This window comes from Saccharopolyspora hordei (genome assembly GCF_013410345.1).
In the GTDB taxonomy this organism is placed as follows: Bacteria; Actinomycetota; Actinomycetes; order Mycobacteriales; family Pseudonocardiaceae; genus Saccharopolyspora; species Saccharopolyspora hordei.
Genome location: NZ_JACCFJ010000001.1, coordinates 3,501,621 through 3,521,462 on the forward strand (window position 1 = coordinate 3,501,621; position 19,842 = coordinate 3,521,462).

General features: G+C 73.5%; 16 protein-coding genes and 1 pseudogene. 12 read left to right on the top strand and 5 right to left on the bottom strand.

Annotated features, from left to right (window positions below):
• Window positions 1–9: 9 nt before the first annotated feature.
• Window positions 10–1,350: a phenylacetate--CoA ligase PaaK gene (gene paaK / locus HNR68_RS16015; RefSeq protein WP_179721873.1), complete on the bottom strand. Its 1,341-nt coding sequence runs from the start codon at window positions 1,348–1,350 to the stop codon at window positions 10–12.
• Window positions 1,347–1,748, bottom strand: a complete 402-nt coding sequence (paaI, locus tag HNR68_RS16020; protein WP_179725101.1) for a hydroxyphenylacetyl-CoA thioesterase PaaI — start codon at window positions 1,746–1,748, stop codon at window positions 1,347–1,349. The genes paaK and paaI overlap by 4 nt, the downstream gene beginning before the upstream one ends.
• A gap of 262 nt (window positions 1,749–2,010) precedes the next feature.
• On the opposite strand from paaI, the gene paaZ reads away from it, so the two are divergent.
• Genes paaZ through paaE form a run of 6 tightly spaced genes read left to right on the top strand, consistent with a single transcriptional unit; the run spans window position 2,011 to window position 7,846 of the window.
• On the top strand, window positions 2,011–4,053 hold the full coding sequence (paaZ, locus tag HNR68_RS16025) for a phenylacetic acid degradation bifunctional protein PaaZ (protein ID WP_179721876.1): 2,043 nt from the start codon (window positions 2,011–2,013) through the stop codon (window positions 4,051–4,053).
• 2 nt (window positions 4,054–4,055) lie between these two features.
• Window positions 4,056–5,027 (top strand): 1,2-phenylacetyl-CoA epoxidase subunit PaaA, encoded by a 972-nt coding sequence (gene paaA, locus HNR68_RS16030; protein ID WP_179721879.1) that lies wholly within the window; start codon window positions 4,056–4,058, stop codon window positions 5,025–5,027.
• The gene (gene paaB / locus HNR68_RS16035) at window positions 5,024–5,335 is read left to right on the top strand and encodes a 1,2-phenylacetyl-CoA epoxidase subunit PaaB (protein WP_179721882.1); all 312 of its coding nucleotides are present in this window, start codon (window positions 5,024–5,026) and stop codon (window positions 5,333–5,335) included. The genes paaA and paaB overlap by 4 nt, the downstream gene beginning before the upstream one ends.
• 10 nt (window positions 5,336–5,345) lie before the next feature.
• Complete coding sequence (gene paaC, locus HNR68_RS16040; RefSeq protein WP_179721885.1) at window positions 5,346–6,230, top strand: 1,2-phenylacetyl-CoA epoxidase subunit PaaC; 885 nt, start codon at window positions 5,346–5,348, stop codon at window positions 6,228–6,230.
• Window positions 6,224–6,742 (top strand): 1,2-phenylacetyl-CoA epoxidase subunit PaaD, encoded by a 519-nt coding sequence (paaD, locus tag HNR68_RS16045; RefSeq protein ID WP_179721888.1) that lies wholly within the window; start codon window positions 6,224–6,226, stop codon window positions 6,740–6,742. Before paaC ends, paaD begins: the two co-directional genes overlap by 7 nt.
• Window positions 6,743–7,846: a 1,2-phenylacetyl-CoA epoxidase subunit PaaE gene (gene paaE / locus HNR68_RS16050; protein WP_179721891.1), complete on the top strand. Its 1,104-nt coding sequence runs from the start codon at window positions 6,743–6,745 to the stop codon at window positions 7,844–7,846.
• Window positions 7,847–7,898: 52 nt separating this feature from the next.
• On the opposite strand, the gene ku is transcribed toward paaE, so the two are convergent.
• The 3 genes from ku to selA all read right to left on the bottom strand — a co-directional run bounded on the left by ku (window position 7,899) and on the right by selA (window position 12,064).
• On the bottom strand, window positions 7,899–8,867 hold the full coding sequence (ku, locus tag HNR68_RS16055) for a non-homologous end joining protein Ku (protein ID WP_179721894.1): 969 nt from the start codon (window positions 8,865–8,867) through the stop codon (window positions 7,899–7,901).
• An 84-nt stretch (window positions 8,868–8,951) separates the two neighbouring features.
• The gene (gene selB, locus HNR68_RS16060; RefSeq protein ID WP_179721897.1) at window positions 8,952–10,697 is read right to left on the bottom strand and encodes a selenocysteine-specific translation elongation factor; all 1,746 of its coding nucleotides are present in this window, start codon (window positions 10,695–10,697) and stop codon (window positions 8,952–8,954) included.
• A gap of 77 nt (window positions 10,698–10,774) precedes the next feature.
• A complete protein-coding gene (gene selA / locus HNR68_RS16065; RefSeq protein WP_179721901.1) occupies window positions 10,775–12,064 on the bottom strand; it encodes an L-seryl-tRNA(Sec) selenium transferase in 1,290 nt (429 codons plus the stop codon).
• 123 nt (window positions 12,065–12,187) lie between these two features.
• On the opposite strand from selA, the gene HNR68_RS16070 reads away from it, so the two are divergent.
• From HNR68_RS16070 to HNR68_RS16100, 6 genes and pseudogenes are all read left to right on the top strand, one after another.
• On the top strand, window positions 12,188–13,915 hold the full coding sequence (locus HNR68_RS16070) for an SDR family oxidoreductase (RefSeq protein WP_179721904.1): 1,728 nt from the start codon (window positions 12,188–12,190) through the stop codon (window positions 13,913–13,915).
• On the top strand, window positions 13,863–14,744 hold the full coding sequence (locus tag HNR68_RS16075; protein ID WP_179721907.1) for a metal-dependent hydrolase: 882 nt from the start codon (window positions 13,863–13,865) through the stop codon (window positions 14,742–14,744). Before HNR68_RS16070 ends, HNR68_RS16075 begins: the two co-directional genes overlap by 53 nt.
• Window positions 14,744–15,784: a PDR/VanB family oxidoreductase gene (locus tag HNR68_RS16080; RefSeq protein WP_179721909.1), complete on the top strand. Its 1,041-nt coding sequence runs from the start codon at window positions 14,744–14,746 to the stop codon at window positions 15,782–15,784. The genes HNR68_RS16075 and HNR68_RS16080 overlap by 1 nt, the downstream gene beginning before the upstream one ends.
• Window positions 15,785–15,860: 76 nt before the next feature.
• The gene (locus tag HNR68_RS16085; RefSeq protein ID WP_179721912.1) at window positions 15,861–16,487 is read left to right on the top strand and encodes an MSMEG_1061 family FMN-dependent PPOX-type flavoprotein; all 627 of its coding nucleotides are present in this window, start codon (window positions 15,861–15,863) and stop codon (window positions 16,485–16,487) included.
• A gap of 90 nt (window positions 16,488–16,577) precedes the next feature.
• Window positions 16,578–18,542, top strand: a pseudogene (locus HNR68_RS16095) (molybdopterin-dependent oxidoreductase); the annotation flags it as partial.
• A gap of 48 nt (window positions 18,543–18,590) precedes the next feature.
• Entirely contained in the window at window positions 18,591–19,817 is a 1,227-nt protein-coding gene (locus HNR68_RS16100) for an IS30 family transposase (protein WP_425502848.1), read from the top strand.
• Window positions 19,818–19,842 lie beyond the last annotated feature (25 nt).

The following is a 19,842-nucleotide window of genomic DNA, read 5'->3' on the forward strand; positions in this document are numbered from 1 at the left end:
GACGTTCGGTCAGGACCGCCGCCGGTCGACGACGCGCCGCAGCTTGCCCACCGAGCGCTCCAGCGTGTCCGGGTCCTCCACGGCGACCTCGGTGCTGATCCCGACGCCGTCCTTGATCGCTCGCGCCAGCTCGGCGGCGGCCGCCTCCCGGCGGGGCGCGGGGCAGTCGGCCCGAGCCTCCACCCGCACCGTCATCCGGTCCATCCGCCCCTCCTTGGTGAGCACCAGCTGGAAGTGCGGGGAGAGCCCCTCGGTGCGCAGCACGAGCTCCTCGATCTGGGTGGGGTAGACGTTCACGCCGCGCAGGATGATCATGTCGTCGCTGCGGCCGGTGATCTTGGCGATCCGCCGCATCGGCCGCGCGGTGCCCGGCAGCAGCCGGGTCAGGTCGCGGGTGCGGTAGCGGATGATCGGCATGGCCTCCTTGGTCAGCGAGGTGAACACCAGCTCGCCCTCGCTGCCGTCGGGCAGCACCTCCTCGGTGAACGGGTCGATCACCTCGGGGTAGAAGTGGTCCTCCCAGATGTGCGGGCCGTCCTTGGTCTCCACGCACTCGTTGGCGACCCCCGGGCCCATCACCTCGGACAGCCCGTAGATGTCGACCGCGTCCAGGTCCAGCCGCTCCTCGATCTCCTGGCGCATCTGCTCGGTCCAGGGCTCGGCGCCGAGCACGGCGGTGCGCAGCGAGGTGCTGCGCGGGTCCACACCCTGCCGCTCGAACTCGTCGATGAGGGTGAGCAGGTAGGACGGCGTGACCATGATGATCTCGGGCTGGAAGTCCTGGATGATCTGCACCTGGCGGGCGGTCATGCCGCCGGAGGCGGGGATGACCGTGCAGCCCAGCCGCTCGGCGCCGTAGTGCGCGCCGAGCCCGCCGGTGAACAGCCCGTAGCCGTAGGCGACGTGCACCCGGTGCCCGGGCCGGGCGCCCGCCGCGCGCAGCGAGCGCGCCACCAGGTCCGCCCAGGTCCGCAGGTCCCCGTCGGTGTAGCCGACCACCGTCGGCGTGCCGGTGGTGCCGCTGGAGGCGTGCAGCCGGCGGACCTGGTCCAGCGGGACCGCGAACATCCCGTACGGGTAGTTCTCCCGCAGGTCCTGCTTGGTGGTGTGCGGGAACTTCGCCAGGTCGGCGAGGCTGCGGCAGTCCTCCGGCCGGACCCCGGCGCGGTCGAACTTCTCCCGGTACAGCGGCACGTTCTCGTAGGCGTGCCGCAGCGTCCACTGCAGCCGTTCCAGCTGCACCGCGGCCAGCTCGTCGGCCGAGTACCGCTCCGCCGGGTCGAGCTCGGCCGGGGACGGCGCGGTGCCGAGCCGGCGTGGTGCGGAGTGCGCCTCGGTGGTCGCGGTCATCGCAGTCCTCCCTCGGACTCGCTGGTCGGTGCTGCGCCGATCGATCGGCTGTGCCCGCGGAACTCGGCGATCAGCTCCTCGCCGCGGTGCACGGAGACGTCGTAGATGCCGCTGCGCCCGTAGCGGGTGCGCTCCACCGCGCGGGCAACGAGCTCGTCGCCGAGCCGCGCCGGGCGGACGAAGGTGATGTCCGCGCGAGCCGCGACGGTGGTCGGGCCGTGGCTGTTGCAGGCACAGGCGAAGGTCGTGTCGGCCAGCAGGAAGATGTAGCCGCCGTGGGCGATCCCGTGGCCGTTGACCATCGTCTCGGTGATCGTCATCCGGGCGCGGGCGGTGCCGCTGCCGACGTCGAGCAGTTCGATGCCCAGCGCCTGTGACGCGCGGTCGTCGTCGAACATCGCCTGGGCCGGGTCGCGCCTCGTCGCGCTGGGTTCCTGCACTCTGCACCGCCTCGGGACTGAACGAACAGTCAGTCATTAATCCCGCCCGGCACGGGCCTGTCAAGAGCGACCGCCCGATGCGGCGTTCCTGGTTCGGTCAAGGCCGATTCCGCTGCTGCGGGGCTTCTGCGCGACGGGCGACCGTGCTACTTTCCCGAATGAACGGTCGGTAAAACAATCGCGGCACCGGCGGTGTCCGGGCTGGAGGAGGTCGGGGTGCATGGCTGCCCTGCGGAGCTACGTCAACGGTGACTGGCACACACCGACAGAGGACGGCGTACCGCTGCACGACGCGGTGACCGGCGAGGAGGTCGCCCGGGTCTCTTCCGCGGGCGTCGACATGGCCGCGGCGCTGGAGCACGGCCGCACCCGCGGCGGTCCGGCGCTGGCGGAGCTGACCTTCCACCAGCGCGCCGCGCTGCTGAAGAGCCTCGCCTCCTACCTGCGCGAGCACCGGGACGAGCTCTACGCCCTGTCGGCGCGCACCGGCGCGACGCTCGGCGACTCCAAGTTCGACGTCGACGGCGGGATCGGCGTGCTGTTCGGCTACTCCAGCAAGGGGCGCCGCGAGCTGCCCAACAGCACCGTCTACGTCGACGGTGCGGTGGAGCCGCTGGGCAAGGGCGGCACCTTCGTCGGCCAGCACGTCTGCACCCCGCTGCGCGGCGTCGCGGTGCAGATCAACGCCTTCAACTTCCCGGTGTGGGGTCCGCTGGAGAAGTTCGCCCCCGCGTTCCTGGCCGGCGTGCCCAGCCTGGTCAAGCCGGCCAGCCAGACCGCCTACCTCACCCACCGGCTGGTGGAGCTGATGATCGGCTCCGGGCTGCTGCCCGAGGGATCGCTGCAGCTGGTCTGCGGCAGCGTGGGCGACCTGTTCGAGCACCTCACCGACCAGGACCTGGTGTCGTTCACCGGCTCGGCGGCCACCGGGCAGCGGCTGCGCACGCACCCGGTGGTGGCGGCGAACTCGGTGCGGTTCAACGTCGAGGCGGACTCGCTGAACTGCTCGGTCCTCGGCCCCGACGCCGAACCCGGCAGCGCCGAGTTCGACCTGTTCGTCAAGCAGCTGGTCACCGAGATGACGGTCAAGGCGGGGCAGAAGTGCACCGCCATCCGCCGGGCCCTGGTCCCGGCCGCCCGCGTGGACGACGTGATCGCCGCGGCCAAGGCACGGTTGGAGGAGGTCGTGGTGGGCAACCCGGCCAACCCCGAGGTGCGGATGGGCGCGCTGGCCAGCCTGGAGCAGCGCGAAGAGGTCCGGCGTTCGCTCAAGGCGCTGCTGGAGGCCGGGACCCTCGTGCACGGCGACCCCGACCACGTCGACGTCGTCGACGCGGACCCGGAGCGCGGCGCGTTCCTGTCCCCGCTGCTGGTCCGCTGCGACGACCCCGACCAGCCGCAGCCGCACGAGGTGGAGGCGTTCGGCCCGGTCAGCACGGTGATGCCCTACGACAGCACCGAGCACGCCGTCGAGCTGGCGCGGCGCGGCAAGGGCAGCCTCGCCGGGTCCGTGGTCACCGCAGACCGGGAGTTCGCCCGCGAGGTGGTGCTGGGCGCGGCGTCCCGGCACGGCCGGATGCTCGTGCTCAACAGCGACGACGCCGCGGAGAGCACCGGGCACGGCTCGCCGCTGCCCGCGCTGGTGCACGGCGGCCCCGGCCGGGCTGGCGGCGGCGAGGAGATGGGCGGCGTGCGCGGCGTGCTGCACCACATGCAGCGGACCGCGGTGCAGGCCGACCCGGCGACGCTGACCGCGATCACCGGCCAGTGGGTGCCCGGCAGCCCGCGCACCACCACCGACGTGCACCCGTTCCGCAAGCACCTGGAGGACCTGCGCATCGGCGACACGGTCGTCGCCGGGCCGCGCCGGGTGACCGAGGAGGACGTGGCGCACTTCGCCGAGTTCACCGGGGACACCTTCTACGCCCACACCGACGAGGAAGCCGCCCGGGCCAACCCGTTCTTCGACGGCAAGGTCGCGCACGGCTACCTGGTGGTGTCCTTCGCCGCGGGCCTGTTCGTCGACCCGGACCCGGGCCCGGTGCTGGCCAACTACGGGCTGGAGAACCTGCGGTTCCTCACGCCCACCTACCCCGGCGACGAGCTCACCGTGACCATGACCGCCAAGCAGATCACGCCCCGGGTCGGCGCCGAGCACGGCGAGGTCCGCTGGGACGTGGACGTCACCAACCAGGACGGTGCCTCGGTGGCCAAGTACGACGTGCTCACCCTGGTCGCGAAGCGACCGGAGAACCAGGAGTGACCATGACGACCACGGTGCAGTCCGAGCAGCTCGGCGAGGACGAGCTGCAGCGGCACTTCGACGAGCGGATCGCCCAGGACCAGCGCATCGAACCGCGCGACTGGATGCCGGAGGGCTACCGCAAGACCCTGGTGCGCCAGATCGCGCAGCACGCGCACTCCGAGATCATCGGCATGCAGCCGGAGGGCAACTGGCTGACCAGGGCGCCGAGCCTGCGGCGCAAGGCGATCCTACTGGCCAAGGTGCAGGACGAGGCCGGGCACGGCCTCTACCTGTACTCCGCCGCCGAGACGCTCGGCGTGGACCGGGCTGAGCTGACCGAGAAGCTGCTGGAGCGGCGGCAGAAGTACTCGTCGATCTTCAACTACCCGACGCTGACCTTCGCCGACATCGGGGTGATCGGCTGGCTGGTCGACGGCGCGGCGATCTGCAACCAGGTCCCGCTGTGCCGCAGCTCCTTCGGGCCGTACGCGCGGGCGATGGTGCGCATCTGCAAGGAGGAGTCGTTCCACCAGCGGCAGGGCTACGAGCTGCTGATGACGATGATGCGCGGCACCGAGGAGCAGCGGCGGATGGTGCAGGACGCCACCGACCGGTGGTGGTGGCCGTCGCTGATGATGTTCGGTCCGCCCGACGAGGACTCGCCCAACACCCAGCAGTCCATGGCGTGGCGCATCAAGCGGCACACCAACGACGAGCTGCGGCAGAAGTTCGTGGACATGACGGTCCCGCAGGCCGAGGCGCTCGGCGTCACGCTGCCCGACCCCGAGCTGCGCTGGAACCCCGAGCGCGGCCACTACGACTTCGGTGAGCCCGACTGGTCGGAGCTCAAGCGGGTGATCAGCGGTGGCGGGCCGTGCAACGAGCAGCGGCTGGCCCGGCGGCGGGCCGCGCACGAGGAAGGGCGGTGGGTGCGCGAAGCGGCGGCCGCCCACGCCGCCAAGCACGCCGCACGCGAGGAGGTCGCGCGATGAGTCCGGACGCCGAGGGGGGCGCGCCGCGCCCCTCGTGGCCGCTGTTCGAGGTCTTCGTCCGCGGCAAGCGGGGGCTCAACCACGTGCACGTGGGGTCGCTGCACGCCCCGGACGAGCAGATGGCGCTGCACAACGCGCGGAACCTGTACACCCGCCGCAACGAGGGCGTGAGCATCTGGGTGGTGCGGGCGGACGCGATCACCGCCTCCAGCCCCGACGAGAAGGACCCGTTCTTCGCACCCAGCGGGGACAAGGTGTACCGGCACCCGACGTTCTACCGGATCCCCGACGACGTCCCGCACATGTGAGGTCGACCCGATGTCGTTCGACAACGCCTACGAGGCGCTGACCACCGCCGAGGGCGAGTCCCGCTGGGCCTTCGGCACCGGCTTCGACGATCCGCTGTCCGGTGTGGACACCACGCTGCCGGACGGCGTGGACGGCGCGGAGTTCGGCCGCTACCTGATGATGCTCGGCGACGACGCGCTCATCGCCGCGCAGCGGCTGATCGAGTGGGTCACCCGCGCACCGGAGCTGGAGGACGAGCTGGCGCTGGCCAACATCGCGCTGGACCTGCTCGGGCAGGCCCGGCTGCTGCTGTCCCGCGCCGGCCAGGCCGACGGCACCGGGCGCGGGGAGGACGAGCTGGCCTACTTCCGCGACGAGCGGGAGTTCCGCAACGTGCGGCTGGTCGAGACGCCCAACGGCGACTTCGGGCACACCACCGCCCGGCTGCTGGTGTTCTCCACCTGGCGGCTGGCGCTGTTCACCCGGCTCGCCGACTCCCGCGACCCGGTGCTGGCCGCGATCGCGGCCAAGGGCGTCAAGGAGCTGGCCTACCACCGCGACTACGCGGCGCAGTGGACGGTGCGGCTCGGCGACGGCACCGAGGAGTCGCACGCCCGCGTGCAGCGGGGGCTGGACGAGGTGTGGCCGCTGGTCGGCGAGCTGTTCGTCCCGCACCAGACCGAGCTGCGGATGGCCGAGGCCGGTGTCGGCGTCGACCCGGCGCAGGTGCGCGCCGAGTTCGACGAGGTGGTCGACCAGGTCTGCGCGGCCGCGACGCTGCAGCGCCCGGACACCCCGCCGCTGGCCGGGGTCGGCGGGCGCGGCGGCCGCGACGGCATCCACACCGAGCACCTCGGCTACCTGCTGGCGGAGATGCAGAGCCTCGCCCGAGCGCACCCGGAGGCGACGTGGTGACGAGCACGCGATGCGACCTCGAGCGCGCCCGCGCGGTCGCCGAGTCGGTCACCGACCCGGAACTGCCGGTGCTGACGCTGGCCGACCTCGGGGTGCTGCGCGACGTCGAGCTGACCGCGGACGGCGGGGTGGTCGTGTCGATCACCCCGACCTACTCGGGCTGCCCGGCGATGCGCGAGATGCGCAGCGACCTGACGGACCGGCTGCACGAGGCCGGGTTCGCCGAGGTCGAGGTGCGGACGGTGCTGGACCCGCCGTGGACCACGGACTGGATCAGCGAGGCCGGGCGGCGCAAGCTCGCCGACTACGGCATCTCCCCGCCCGGGGCCGCCCCGCGCCGGCCCGCCGGTCCGGTGCCGCTGACGCTGGCCCCGCCGCGCCCGCAGGCCCGCTGCCCCCGGTGCGGGTCTCCGGACACCGAGCGGGTGGCGCAGTTCAGCTCGACCGCGTGCAAGGCGTTGCACCGGTGCCGCGCGTGCCACGAACCCTTCGAGCACATCAAGGAGATCTGAGTGGTCACTCCCGCCCCCGTCGACGCCCCGGTCGAGGGCCGCCGCCGTCGCACCGAGTTCCACCCGCTGCGGGTCAGCGCGGTGGAGCGGCTGTGCGAGGACGCGGTCGCGGTGAGCTTCGACGTCCCCCCGGACCTGGCCGAGGAGTTCGCCTTCCGGCCCGGGCAGTCCCTGACGCTGCGGCGGTTCGTCGACGGCCGCGAGGAGCGCCGGTCGTACTCGATCTGCGCGCCCCGCGGAGCGGCGCCGCGCATCGGGGTGCGCCTGGTGCCCGGTGGGCTGTTCTCCAGCTGGCTGGTGCGGGAGGTCCGGCCCGGCGACGAGGTCGAGGTGCTGCCGCCCACCGGCGGTTTCACCGCGGACCTGAGCGCGGACGAGCGGCACGTGTGCCTCGCGGCCGGCTCGGGGATCACCCCGGTGCTGTCCATCGCGGCCAGCGTGCTGCGCGACACCGAGGGCACGGTCACGCTGCTCTACGGCAACCGCCGCAGCGACACCGTGATGTTCGCCGACGAGCTGGCCGACCTGAAGGACCGCTACCCGGCCAGGCTGGAGCTGGTGCACGTGCTCTCCCGGGAGCCGCGGGAGTCCGAGCTGTTCACCGGCCGGCTGGACGCGGAGAAGGTCCGGGCGCTGCTGTCCACGGTGGTCGACCCCGGCGCGGTGGACCAGTGGTGGTTGTGCGGGCCGTTCGGGATGGTCACCAGCGCGCGGGAGGTGCTGCGGGACAGCGGGGTGGCCGCCGAGCGCATCCACCAGGAGCTGTTCTACGTCGAGGACACCCCACCGGAGCCGGCCCGCCACGAGGAACCGACGCTCGAGGGCCCGACCAGCGACGTCACGGTGGTGCTCGACGGGCGGTCCACCCCGATGACCCTGCCGCGCGACGTGCCGGTCCTGGACGCCGCCCAGCGCGTCCGCCCGGACCTGCCGTTCGCGTGCAAGGGCGGCGTGTGCGGCACCTGCCGCGCCAAGGTCACCTGCGGGTCGGTCCGGATGCGCCGCAACTTCGCCCTGGAGGAGTCCGAGGTGGAGCAGGGCTTCGTGCTCACCTGCCAGTCCCTGCCCACCAGCGACGAGGTCACGGTCGACTTCGACGCCTGACCGGCGGCGCCGCGCCCGGCGCGGCGGCGCCGGTCAGGCGCGGGCGCGGCGCTCAGGAGGCCTTCTCGCGGCGGCGACCGCCGGTGGGCTTCTCGGTGGTCGCGTCGGCGATGGCGCGTTCCAGGTCGGCGCGCTTCATCTTGGACCGGCCCTTGATGCCGAGCTCCTTGGCGCGGTCGTCGAGCTCGTGCTTGCTCAGGTCGGACAGGTCCGCGCCGCCGCTCGCCTTCCGCGGGCCGCGGCCCCTGCGGGCCTCGTCGACGCTGCGCCGCAGCGCCTCGGTGAGGTCGATGACGTCGGTCGGCTGCGGCGGGGCCTCCGCGGCCGCCACCTCGCCGCCGCGGGCCTTCTCCGCGAGCAGCTCCTCCACCCGGGCGGTGTAGGTGTCCTCGTACTCCTCGGGGTCCCACGGGCCGCTCATCGACTCGATGATCGTGGTGGCCATCTGCAGCTCCTTCTCCGACGGAGCCGCCTGCTCGGGCTGGTCGCCGATGATGTCGGCGGGGTCGCGGATCTCGTCGGCGAAGTACAGCGTGTTCAGTGCCAGCACGTCGGTGTCGGCGCGCACCGCGGTCAGGTACTGCTTGCCCCGCAGCACGAAGGTCGCGATGCCGGCCCGCCCGGTGTCCTGCATGGCCCGGCGCAGCAGGTTGTACGGCCGGAAGTGCTCTCTGCTGTTGGGCGCCAGCCAGTAGGTCTTCTGGAAGTGCACCGGGTCGATCTCGGCGAGGTCGACGAAGGTGGTGATGTCGATGGTGCGCGAGCGGCCCGGCGCGATCTCGTCCAGTTCGGACTGCTCGACGGTGATGACGCCGCCGTCGTGCTCGCGGCCCTTGACGATGTCGTCGTAGCCGACTTCCTCGCCGGTGCGCTCGTTGACCCGCTTGTACCGGATCCGGTCGGTGGTGCCGCGCTGGTACTGGTGGAACTGCACGGTGTGGTCCTCGGTCGCGGCGTAGAGGCCGACCGGGATGGTCACCAGGCCGAAGTTGATCGAACCGGTCCAGATCTTGCGCGGCATGGCAGCCTCCCATCGCCCTGCCTCCACGATGCGGTCGCGGCGGCAAGATCGCAGCACTCACCTGGTCGCCCCGGTGGGCCCCGGTCAGCGCGGGACGACCCGGTGGGTGCCGTCCGCGAGCCGCTCGGTCCGGCCCTCGCGGGCGAGCAGTTCGAGCAGCGGGACCGCCACGCGCCGCGAGGTGCCCAGCGCGCGCCGGGCCTGGCTGAGCGTGAACGGCTCGGGCAGCGTGGCGAGCCGGTCGAGCGCCGCCTGCTCGGCGCCGGGCAGCAGCACCAGGCCGGGGGCCACCCGCAGCAGGTGGCCGGTGCGCGCGGCGGCGGCCAGCTCGCGGTCCCCGAGGCCCAGGTCGCGCAGCTCCTCGGCGGTGGGCGCCTGGAAGGGACGGTCGCGCAGCGCGTCGCGGACGGCGGACACCGCGCGGTGGACGTGCTCGGGCAGGTCCGGGCGGTGCAGGCGCAGCCGACCGCCCCGCACCGCGATCCCGGCGGTGTCGGCGACCTCCGCCACCAGTGCGGCATCCGGCAGGTCCAGGGCGCGGCGGGCGGCCTCCACCGGCATCCCGTCGGCGAGCGGGTCGGTGCGGCGGTGCTCCTCGAGCAGCTCGGCGAGCCGGGTGGCGAGCTCGGCGCGGTGGTCGTCGGAGACCAGCCACGGGCCCGGACCGGGCGGGGTCGCGCCCATCGCCCGCAGCTCGTCGGCCCGGACCACGCGGCGCCGGCGCACCTCGGCGGCGCCGTCGGCGACCGCGTCCATGCCGGACAGCTCGGCGGCGCGGGCCCGCGCGGCGCCGCGCCGGGTCAGCGGCGGCGGTCGCACGTCGAGCACGTCCAGGCCGCTGTGGATCCGGTGACCGCCGGGGTCGCGCAGCAGCGCGCGGTCGCCGATGCGCACCGGCAGCGGCAGGCGCGAGGTGATCCGCGCGTGCTCGGCCCCGAGCGGGCGGACGCGCACCGGGGTGGACGCCGCGCCGAGGTGCAGCACGAGCTGCTCGGGCCAGCTCGTCGGCGGCCGGCGGAGGCGGACGTCGACGACCTCCGTGGTCAGCCAGCGGCCCGGGGTGAGCAGCGCGTCGCCGCGCCGGGCCCGCGCGGACTCCACGCCGCGGAGGTTCACCGCCACCCGGGCCACCGCGCCGACCTGTGTCCGGGGCGTGCCGAGCGCCTGCAGGCCGCGGACGGTGCAGGTGGTCCCCGCGGGGTGCAGCAGCAGCTGGTCGCCGACGTGCAGCGTCCCGGCGGTGAGGGTGCCGGTCACGACGGTGCCCGCCCCGCGGACGGTGAACGACCGGTCGATCCACAGCCGCACGTCGGCGTCGAGGTCGGGCGCCGGCAGCCGGTGCACCAGCGAGTCGAGCGCGCGCACCAGGTCCTCGACCCCCGCGCCGGTCGCCCCGCTGACCTGCACGGCGGGGATGCCGGCGAGCGAGGTGCCGGCCAGCCGCTCCACGGCCTGCGCGGTGGCGGGACCGGGGTCGGCCAGGTCGCTGCGGGTCACCGCGAGCACCCCGTGCCGCACGCCGAGCGCGTCGAGGGCGTCGAGGTGCTCGTCGGACTGCGGCATCCAGCCCTCGTCGGCGGCGAGGACGAACAGCACTGCGGGCACCGGTCCGATCCCGGCCAGCATGTTCGGCACGAACCGCTCGTGCCCGGGGACGTCGACGAACGCGACGGTGCAGCCGTCGGGCAGGTCGGTCCAGGCGAAACCCAGGTCGATGGTGAGCCCGCGGCGGCGTTCCTCCTCCCACCGGTCGGGGTCGGTCCCGGTGAGCCGGCGGACGAGCGTGGACTTGCCGTGGTCGACGTGCCCGGCGGTGGCGATGACGTGCAACGGGCTCCCACTCCTGTGCAGGCGGTGTTCATGACCACTACGCCACGGCGACCCCGTCCCCGCAACGGACCGGTCCCTCACGCGGCGGCCAGTACCGCGCGGCGCAGCACCTCGTCGTCCTCGGGCGCCACCGCGGCGAGGTCGAGCAGGCAGCGGTCGCGCGCCACGCAGGCGAGCACCGGCGGGTCCCCGCTCCGCAGCAGCGCCGCGAAGCGTTCGGGCAGCACGACGGCCGCGCTGGGCAGCGTCACCCCGGGCGCACCGCCACCGCCGACGGTCGCCTCGCTGGGTTGGGCGGACGCGGGGACGCCCGCGGCGCTGAGCTCCTCGGCCAGCCGCGTGGCGCGGCGCAGCAGGGTCGGCCGGTCCCGGCGCAGGGCTTCCTCGGTCGGCGTGCGGGGGCCGCGCAGCGTCGCTTCCAGCGCGGCGAGGGTGAGCTTGTCGACGCGCAGAGCGCGGGCGAGCGGGTGGCGGCGCAACCGCCGCACGATGTCCGCCCGCCCCAGCAGCAGCCCGGCCTGCGGCCCGCCGAGCAGCTTGTCCCCGCTGGCCAGGACCAGGTCGGCGCCGTCGGTGAGCGTGCTCGTGGCGTCGGGTTCCTGCGGCAGCACCGGGTGCGGGTGCAGCAGACCGGAGCCGATGTCGACCACCACCGGCACGCCGATGCCGCGCAGGGCGGCCACCGGCACCGAGGAGGTGAAACCGGTGATCACGAAGTTGGAGGGGTGGACCTTGAGCACGAACCCGGTGTCCGGCCCGATGGCCTCCCGGTAGTCGTCGAGCCGGACCCGGTTGGTGGTGCCGACCTCCCGCAGCCGCGCGCCGGTCGCGGTGAGCAGGTCCGGCAGGCGGAAGCCGTCGCCGATCTCGACCATCTCGCCGCGCGCGAGCACGATCTCGCGACCCTGCGCCAGCGCCGTGGCGGCCAGCGCGAGCGCGGCGGCACCGTTGTTGACCACGTGGGCGGCCTCGGCGCGCGGCACGGCGGCGAGCAGCGCGGCCAGCGCCGCGGCACCGCGGCGCCCGCGCTTGCCGGTGCTCAGGTCGAGTTCGACGTCGGTGGTCCCGGCGGCCCGTTCCAGCGCCTCGACGGCGGCGCGCGACAGCGGGGCCCGGCCGAGGTTGGTGTGCAGCAGGACGCCGGTCGCGTTGAGCACGGGCCTGGTGCTGGAGGCCGAGTCGGGCAGCGAGGCGAGGGTCTCCGCCGTGACCTCGCCGGCCGCGATCTCCCCGGCGCGGGCGCGCTGCTGGGCGGCGTGCACCGCCTCCTTGACCAGCTGGTGCCCGAGGCGGTGCGCTGCGGCGGAGACCTCCGGGTGGGCCAGCACCCGGTCGGTGCCGGGCACGTGCTGCCGCGGGTTGGTCATGGTCAGCACTGTAGGAGCCCCGCGGTGCCTCCGCCGGGTTGGACGACCCGGGCGGGTCGCCCGACGAGTATGACAACGTCCGATGTGACAATGGGCGTTGACGACGTGGGTACGCTCTGGGGCATGGCTCGCCACGCGGACACCGGCGGAGAGCTCCGCACCAGCGACGGACTGCGGCTGGCCGTGCGCGAGCACGGCGACCCGGCGGCGCCGACCGTGCTGGCGGTGCACGGCTACCCCGACGACCACACGGTCTGGGACGGCGTGGTCGACGCCCTCGCCGACCGCTGCCACGTGGTCACCTACGACGTGCGCGGCGCGGGAGGTTCCGACGCGCCCCGCCGCACCGAGGCCTACCTGCTGGACCAGCTCGCCGACGACCTCGTCCGGGTCGCCGACCTGGTCAGCCCGGACCGGCCGGTGCACCTGCTGGCGCACGACTGGGGCGCGCTCCAGGCCTGGCACGCGGTGACCGAACCGCGGCTGGCGCCCCGCTTCGCCTCGCTGACCTCGATCTCCGGGCCCTGCCTGGACCACGCCGGGCACTGGATGCGCGCGCAGCTGCGACCCCCGACCCCGCGCTCGCTGCGCAAGCTGGTCCAGCAGCTGGTGTTCTCCGGCTACATCTTCTTCTTCCGGCTGCCGGTGGTGCCGGAGCTGGCGTGGCGGACCGGGCTGGTGAAGCGGCTGATCGCCGTGCTGGAACGCCTGGACCCGCGCGCCGCCCGGAACCCGACCCGGCCCGCGGTCTCCGACGGCGTGCACGGGCTGCAGCTGTACCGGGCCAACGTCCACCAGCGGCTGAGCCGCCCGGGGCAGCGGCGCGCGACCCTCCCGGTCCAGGTGCTCGCGCCCACCGGGGACCCGTTCGTCTCCACACCGATGCAGACCGAGATCACCCCGTGGGTGGCCGACCTGCGGGTGCGCCGGGTGCCCGGCGGGCACTGGCTGCCGCGCAGCCGCCCGGAGCTCGTCGCGCGGTGCGCCGCGGAACTCGTCGAGCACGTCGAGGGCGGCGCCGAGCCCCGCGCGCTGCGGCGCGCCCGCGTCCGCCCGGGACGCCGCGAGTTCCAGGACCACCTCGTCGTCGTCACCGGGGCCGGCAGCGGGATCGGCCGGGAGACCGCGGTGGCGTTCGCGGCCGCCGGGGCGCACGTCGTCGTCGCGGACGCGGACCTGTCCGCCGCCGAGGACACCGCCGCGCTGATCACCCGCACCGGGGCGGGCGCGTCGCCGTACCAGGTGGACCTCACCGCCGGGGCGGAGGACTTCGCCGCACGGGTGCACGCCGACCTGGGCACCCCGGACGTGGTGGTCCTCGACTCCGGCACCGGAGCCGCGAGCCGTTTCCTCGACACCCCGGCCGCCGAGTGGGACCGGGTCGTCGACGACACCGTGCGGAGCGTGGCCCACGGCTGCCGGGAGTTCGCGCGGCAGATGGCCGACCGGGGCGAGGGCGGCCAGATCATCACCCTCGCGTCGTCGGCGGCGTACTCGCCGTCCCCGCGGCGCTCGGCCCCCAGCACCGCGGGCGCCGCCGTGCTGGCCCTCAGCCAGTCGCTGCGGGTCGAGCTGGCGGCCGACGGCATCGGTGTCACCGCGGTCTGCCCCGGCCCGGGCGCGACGCGGCGGCCGCGACGCGTCGCGGCCCAGGTGCTGCGCGCCGCCCGCCGCGGCCCCGCGCTCGCACCGGCCACCGCCGGCGCCGCGGTCGGACTGGTGCTCTCCCGCCTCAGCCCGGGCCTGCTGCGCGCGGCCGCCCGGGTCCAGTCGGCACCGTGGTGGAGGAGGTCGAGCCGTGTCCCACACCGATCCCGGCGAGCCGGACCGCGTCGCGCTCCAGGCCCGTGACGTGGCGTTCGACTGGTCGACGCTGCCGGTCCACTGGATCCCCGGCGAACCCTTCGCCACCCACGTGATCAACTTCCTGCACCTGGTGCTGCCGGAGGGCGAGCGCTGGTTCGTCCACGTGTTCAAGCAGGCCCTGCCGATGGTCGCCGACGACCGACTGCTCGAGGACGTGCGCGGGTTCATCGGCCAGGAAGCCGTGCACGCCGAGTCGCACCAGGGCGTGCTGGACCACTTCGACGCGCACGGCATGGACACCCGGCCCTACGTCGAGCAGGTCCGGTGGATGTTCCGCACGGTCCTCGGCGACCGCGCCCACGGCGGCCGGCGCGCCGAGAACTGGCTGGTGCAGCGGCTGGCGATGATCGCGGCCATCGAGCACGTCACCGCCTTCCTCGGCCAGTGGGTGCTCGACGCGCGCGAGCTGGACGCGGCCGGCGCCGACCCGACCATGCTCGACCTGCTGCGCTGGCACGGCGCCGAGGAGGTCGAGCACCGCTCGGTCGCTTTTGACCTGTACATGCACGTCGACGGCAGCTACCTGCGGCGCAGCCTGGCGATGGTGGTCGCGGTGGCGGTCCTGGCCGTGCTGTGGGTCCGCGGCGTGCGGTACCTGATGGCCGTCGACCCTGTGCTGCGCGGCCGCCGCAGGCCGCGCTGGCGGGACCTGCTGCGCAGCGGACGGCTCGGGCTGACCCCGAGCCTCGGGCAGGTGCTGCGCGCCGTGCCGTCCTACTTCCGCCGCGACCACCACCCCTCGCAGCACGGCTCGACCAGCCAGGCGATCGCCTACCTGGCGAAGTCCCCGGCCGCGCAGGCGGCGGAGCACTGATGACCGACGACCGCGCGGTCCCGCGGGCGCTCGACGGTCGCGGGCCGGACCGCTTCCTGTGGGCGCTGGACAAGGTGGCCACCGCCCTGGAGTGGGTGCAGCGCGGCAGCCGCCGCCGGGTCGTGCCGGTCGACCGAAACGTCCCGCTGGAGGTCGCCGAGGTCCGGACCGAGGCCGAGGACGTGGTCAGCCTGCGGCTGGTCGGGGAGGGGCTGCTGCCCGCGTGGCAGCCGGGCGCGCACCTCGACCTCGTGCTGCCCTCCGGGCGCACCCGGCAGTACTCGCTGTGCGGGGAACCGGGCGAGCGGCGGCACTACCGGATCGCGGTGCGGCGGCTGGCCGGCGGCGCCGGCGGCTCCCGCGAGGTCCACGACGAACTGCGCCCCGGCAGTCGCCTCACCGCCCGCGGGCCGCGCAACGCCTTCCCGTTCATCACCGCGGAGCGGTACCTGTTCATCGCGGGCGGCATCGGGATCACCCCGATCCTGCCGATGGTGCGCACCGCCGCGGCGCGCGGCGCGGACTGGCGGCTCGTCTACACCGGACGGTCGCGGGCGTCGATGCCGTTCCTCGACGAGCTGACCACCCTGGACCCGGCGCGGGTGTGGGTCCGCCCGGACAGCGAGTTCGGCGTCCCGGCCTCCGGGGCGGAGCTGCTCGAACACGCCCCGCCCGGTGCTGCCGTGTACTGCTGCGGCCCCGTGCCGATGATCACCGGCGTCCGGGTGGACCTGCCCGGCAGCGCGGCGGACTCGCTGCACTGGGAGCGGTTCTCCGCACCGCCGGTCGTCGGCGGCGCACCGTTCACCGTCGAGCTCGCCCGCACCGGGCGCACCGTGCGGGTGCCGGCGGACCGCTCGGCCCTGGAGGCCATCGCCGAGGTCCTGCCGCAGGTGCCCCACTCCTGCCGGCAGGGCTTCTGCGGCACCTGCCACGCCCGCGTCCTCGCCGGCAGCGTCGACCACCGGGCGCGGGACGCGGAGGGCCACATGGCGATCTGCGTGTCCCGGTCCACCGGCCACGTGGTCCTCGACCTGTGAAGCGCTCGGGAAAACCCGGTGACGACGCGCCCCGACACGCGTACCGTCGAGGTGCTGTCGATCTTCGGGAGGCGCCGTGGAACTCGCTGGGCTGGTCGAGGTCACGTCGGAGGCGGAGCTGCGCGAGGTGGTCGGTGAACCGCTGCCGCACGTGCGGGACAAGGTGCGCCGCGCGCTGCACGAGCTGGACCGGCAGTGGTTGGCGGCCTCGCCGTTCTGCCTCGTCGCGACGTCCGCCGCGGACGGCACCTGCGACGTCTCGCCCAAGGGCGACCCGGCCGGGTTCACCCTGGTGCTCGACGAGCGCACGATCGCGATCCCGGAACGCAAGGGCAACCGGCGCGCCGACGGCTTCCGGAACGTCCTGACCAACCCGCACGTCGGGCTGGTCTACTTCCTCCCCGGGCGCGGCGACACGTTGCGCGTCAACGGCCGGGCCCGGCTGGTGCGCGACGCACCGTTCTTCGACGACATGGTGGTCAAGGGCCACCGGCCGGTGCTGGCCCTCGTGGTCGAGGTGGAGGAGGTCTTCCACCACTGCGCCAAGGCCTTCCTGCGCTCCGGGCTGTGGCAGCCCGAGACCTGGCAGCCGGACGCGGTGCCCTCCCGGCCGCAGCTGGCCAAGCTCCTGGACCGCCCGAACGACTCGCTGGAGGAGCTGGAGCGCTACTACACCGAGCAGTACGCCCACCACCTCTACTGATCGGCCAGGACGGCGGGGAGACCAGCGTCGCGGGTTGCAGTCGGCGGCGATCGGGTTTCTCCTGGAACCACGCGTGCGAGGAGGGACTCGATGGCCGACTGGCTCGGCTGGCCGGTGCTCCGGCAGCTGACCGGAGCGGACCCGCTGGGCAGGGGCCCGGCGGCCCGGTCCAAGCACACCGACGCGCGGCGGGCGCGCACCGAGGACGCCGACGCGGTGGTCCGCTCGATCTGCCCGTACTGCGCGGTCGGCTGCGGCCAGCGGGTCTACGTCCGCGACGGCGCGGTCAGCCAGATCGAAGGTGACCCGGACTCGCCGATCAGCCGCGGCCGGTTGTGCCCGAAGGGCTCGGCCAGCCGGGAGCTGGTGACCTCGCCGCTGCGGCAGACCAAGGTCCGCTACCGCCGCCCGCACGGCACCGAGTGGGAGGACCTCGACCTCGACACCGCGCTGGACATGATCGCCGACCGGGTGCTGGCCACCCGGGCCGCCACCTGGCAGGACGCCACCGAGGACGGGCGTCCGCTGCGCCGCACCATGGGCATCGCGAGCCTCGGAGGAGCGACCCTCGACAACGAGGAGAACTACCTCATGAAGAAGCTCTACACCGCCCTGGGCGCGATCCAGGTGGAGAACCAGGCGCGCATTTGACACTCCTCCACGGTGCCCGGTCTGGGTACCTCCTTCGGGCGCGGCGGCGCCACGACCTTCCAGCAGGACCTCGCCAACGCTGACTGCATCCTCATCCAGGGGTCCAACATGGCCGAGGCGCACCCCGTCGGCTTCCAGTGGGTGATGGAGGCCAAGCGTCGCGGTGCCACGATCATCCACGTCGACCCGCGGTTCACCCGCACCTCGGCGATGTCCGACCGGCACGTGCCGCTGCGGGCGGGCAGCGACATCGCCTTCCTCGGCGGCCTGATCAACCACGTGCTGACCCACGACGCGCACTTCCACGACTACGTCGTCCACTACACCAACGCCGCGATGGTCGTCGGCGAGGAGTTCCAGGACACCGAGGACCTGGGTGGCGTCTTCTCCGGGTTCGACCCCGAGGCCGGCAGCTACGACACGAGCACCTGGCAGTACGAGGGCAGCGAGGCGGCCCCGTCGGCCGGCGACCACGGCCCGGACGGCCCGAGCACACCGCACGGCCGGGAGCGCGAGGCCAGCCGCCCCGAGCGCAGCGGGTCCGGCGGGCCCGTCTACCACGGCAAGGCCGGTCACGACCCGACGCTGCAGCACCCGCGCTGCGTGTTCCAGCTGCTCAAGCCGCACTACGCCCGGTACACGCCGGAGCTGGTGGAGGAGGTGTGCGGCATCCCGCGGGAGAAGTTCCAGTGGGTCGCCGAGCAGCTCGTGGCCAACTCCGGGCGGGAGCGCACCACGGCTGTGGTGTACTCGGTCGGCTGGACCCACCACACCGTGGGGGTGCAGTACATCCGCGCCGCCTCGATCCTGCAGCTGTTGCTGGGCAACATCGGCCGCCCCGGCGGCGGCATCCTGGCGCTGCGCGGGCACGCCAGCATCCAGGGCTCCACCGACATCCCGACGCTGTACAACCTGCTGCCCGGCTACCTGCCGATGCCGCACGCCGACACCGACGTGGACCTGGACTCCTACGTCGCGGCCGACGAGCAGGCCCGCGGCTACTGGGCCCACATGCGCTCCTACCTGGTCAGCCTGCTCAAGGCCTGGTGGGGCGAGCACGCCACGGCCGACAACGACTTCTGCTACGACCACCTGCCGCGGCTGACCGGCGACCACGGCACCTTCCAGACCGTCATCGACCAGATCGAGGGCCGCTGCCGCGGCTACTTCGTGGTCGGCGAGAACCCGGCCGTGGGCACCGCCAACGCCCGCCAGCAGCGGCTGGGACTGGCCAACCTGGACTGGCTGGTGGTGCGCGACTTCAACATGATCGAGACGGCCACCTTCTGGAAGGACGGCCCGGAGATCGAGACCGGTGAGCTGCGCACCGAGGACATCGGCACCGAGGTGTTCTTCCTGCCCGCGGCCGCGCACACCGAGAAGGACGGCACCTTCACCAACACCCTCGGGTTCTAGCGGTGGTTGCAACGCCTGATTTGTTCAGGGGTTGCGGTGTTCGAGATCCGTCAGGACAGGTCGCCTCAGGGGTGTAAGAAGTTGCTTGCTGAGCGCGAGGTCTATTTTGATCTTGTGGCGCGGGGTGTGGGCACGGTTGAGGCATGCCGGATCGTGGGGGTCAGCCGCACGACCGGGTATCGGTGGCGATTCGGCCGACGGGCGGGGCGTGGGACCACGTGTTCTTGCGCCCCGCCGTCACCTCCGGCTCGTGCCCGGCCCGAGGTGTCGTCCCGGTTTTTGTCTCAGGACGAGCGGCTGGTGATCGCTGACCTGCGTCGGGCCGGCCTGGGTGTGCGGGCCATCGCAGGCGAGCTGGGGCGTGATCCTGGCACGATCAGCCGGGAGCTGCGGCGCAACAGTCATCCCGGTAGCGGTGACTACCGGCCCTATGCCGCTCAGGCTCGCGCCGAGGCGCGCCGCGCCCGGCCGAAGACCGGCAAGATCGCCGCCCATCCCGAATTGCGTGAACGGGTGCAGGGCATGCTCGACGACCGGTACAGCCCGGAGCAGATCAGCCATCGGCTGCGCCGGGACCATCCCGACCGCCCGGAGCTGCACGTGACCCACGAGACGATCTACCAGGCCCTTTATGTCCAAGGTCGCGGCGGACTGCGTCGTGAACTGGCCCGGGCGCTGCGCACCGGCCGTACGGTGCGCCGACCCCGCCGGACCACCGAGCAACGCCAGTCCCGCTTCACCGCACCGATGCTGATGATCAGCGACCGCCCGGCCGAGGTCGCGGACCGGGCCGTGCCCGGCCACTGGGAAGGTGACCTGATCCTCGGTGCCGGCGGGGCATCCGCGATCGGCACACTGGTCGAGCGCACCACCCGCTACGTGCTGCTGGTCCACCTGCCAGAACGACACGACGCCGAAACCGTCCGCGACGGCCTCATCACCACCATCCAGACACTGCCCACCCACCTGAAACGGTCCCTGACCTGGGACCAAGGCGCTGAGATGAGCCGCCACCACGAGTTCACCCTCGCCACCAACATCCCGGTCTACTTCTGCGACCCTCACTCGCCCTGGCAACGCGGCAGCAACGAAAACACCAACGGCCTGCTCCGCCAGTACTTCCCCAAAGGCAGCGACCTCTCTGTCCACACCCCCGACGACCTCGCCGCCGTCGCCGCCCAACTCAACCGCCGACCACGCAAAACGCTCGGCTGGGACACCCCAGCCGAGCGCCTGACTAAACTCCTGACCCAAACCAATTGATCAACCGCGTTGCAACGACCCCCCG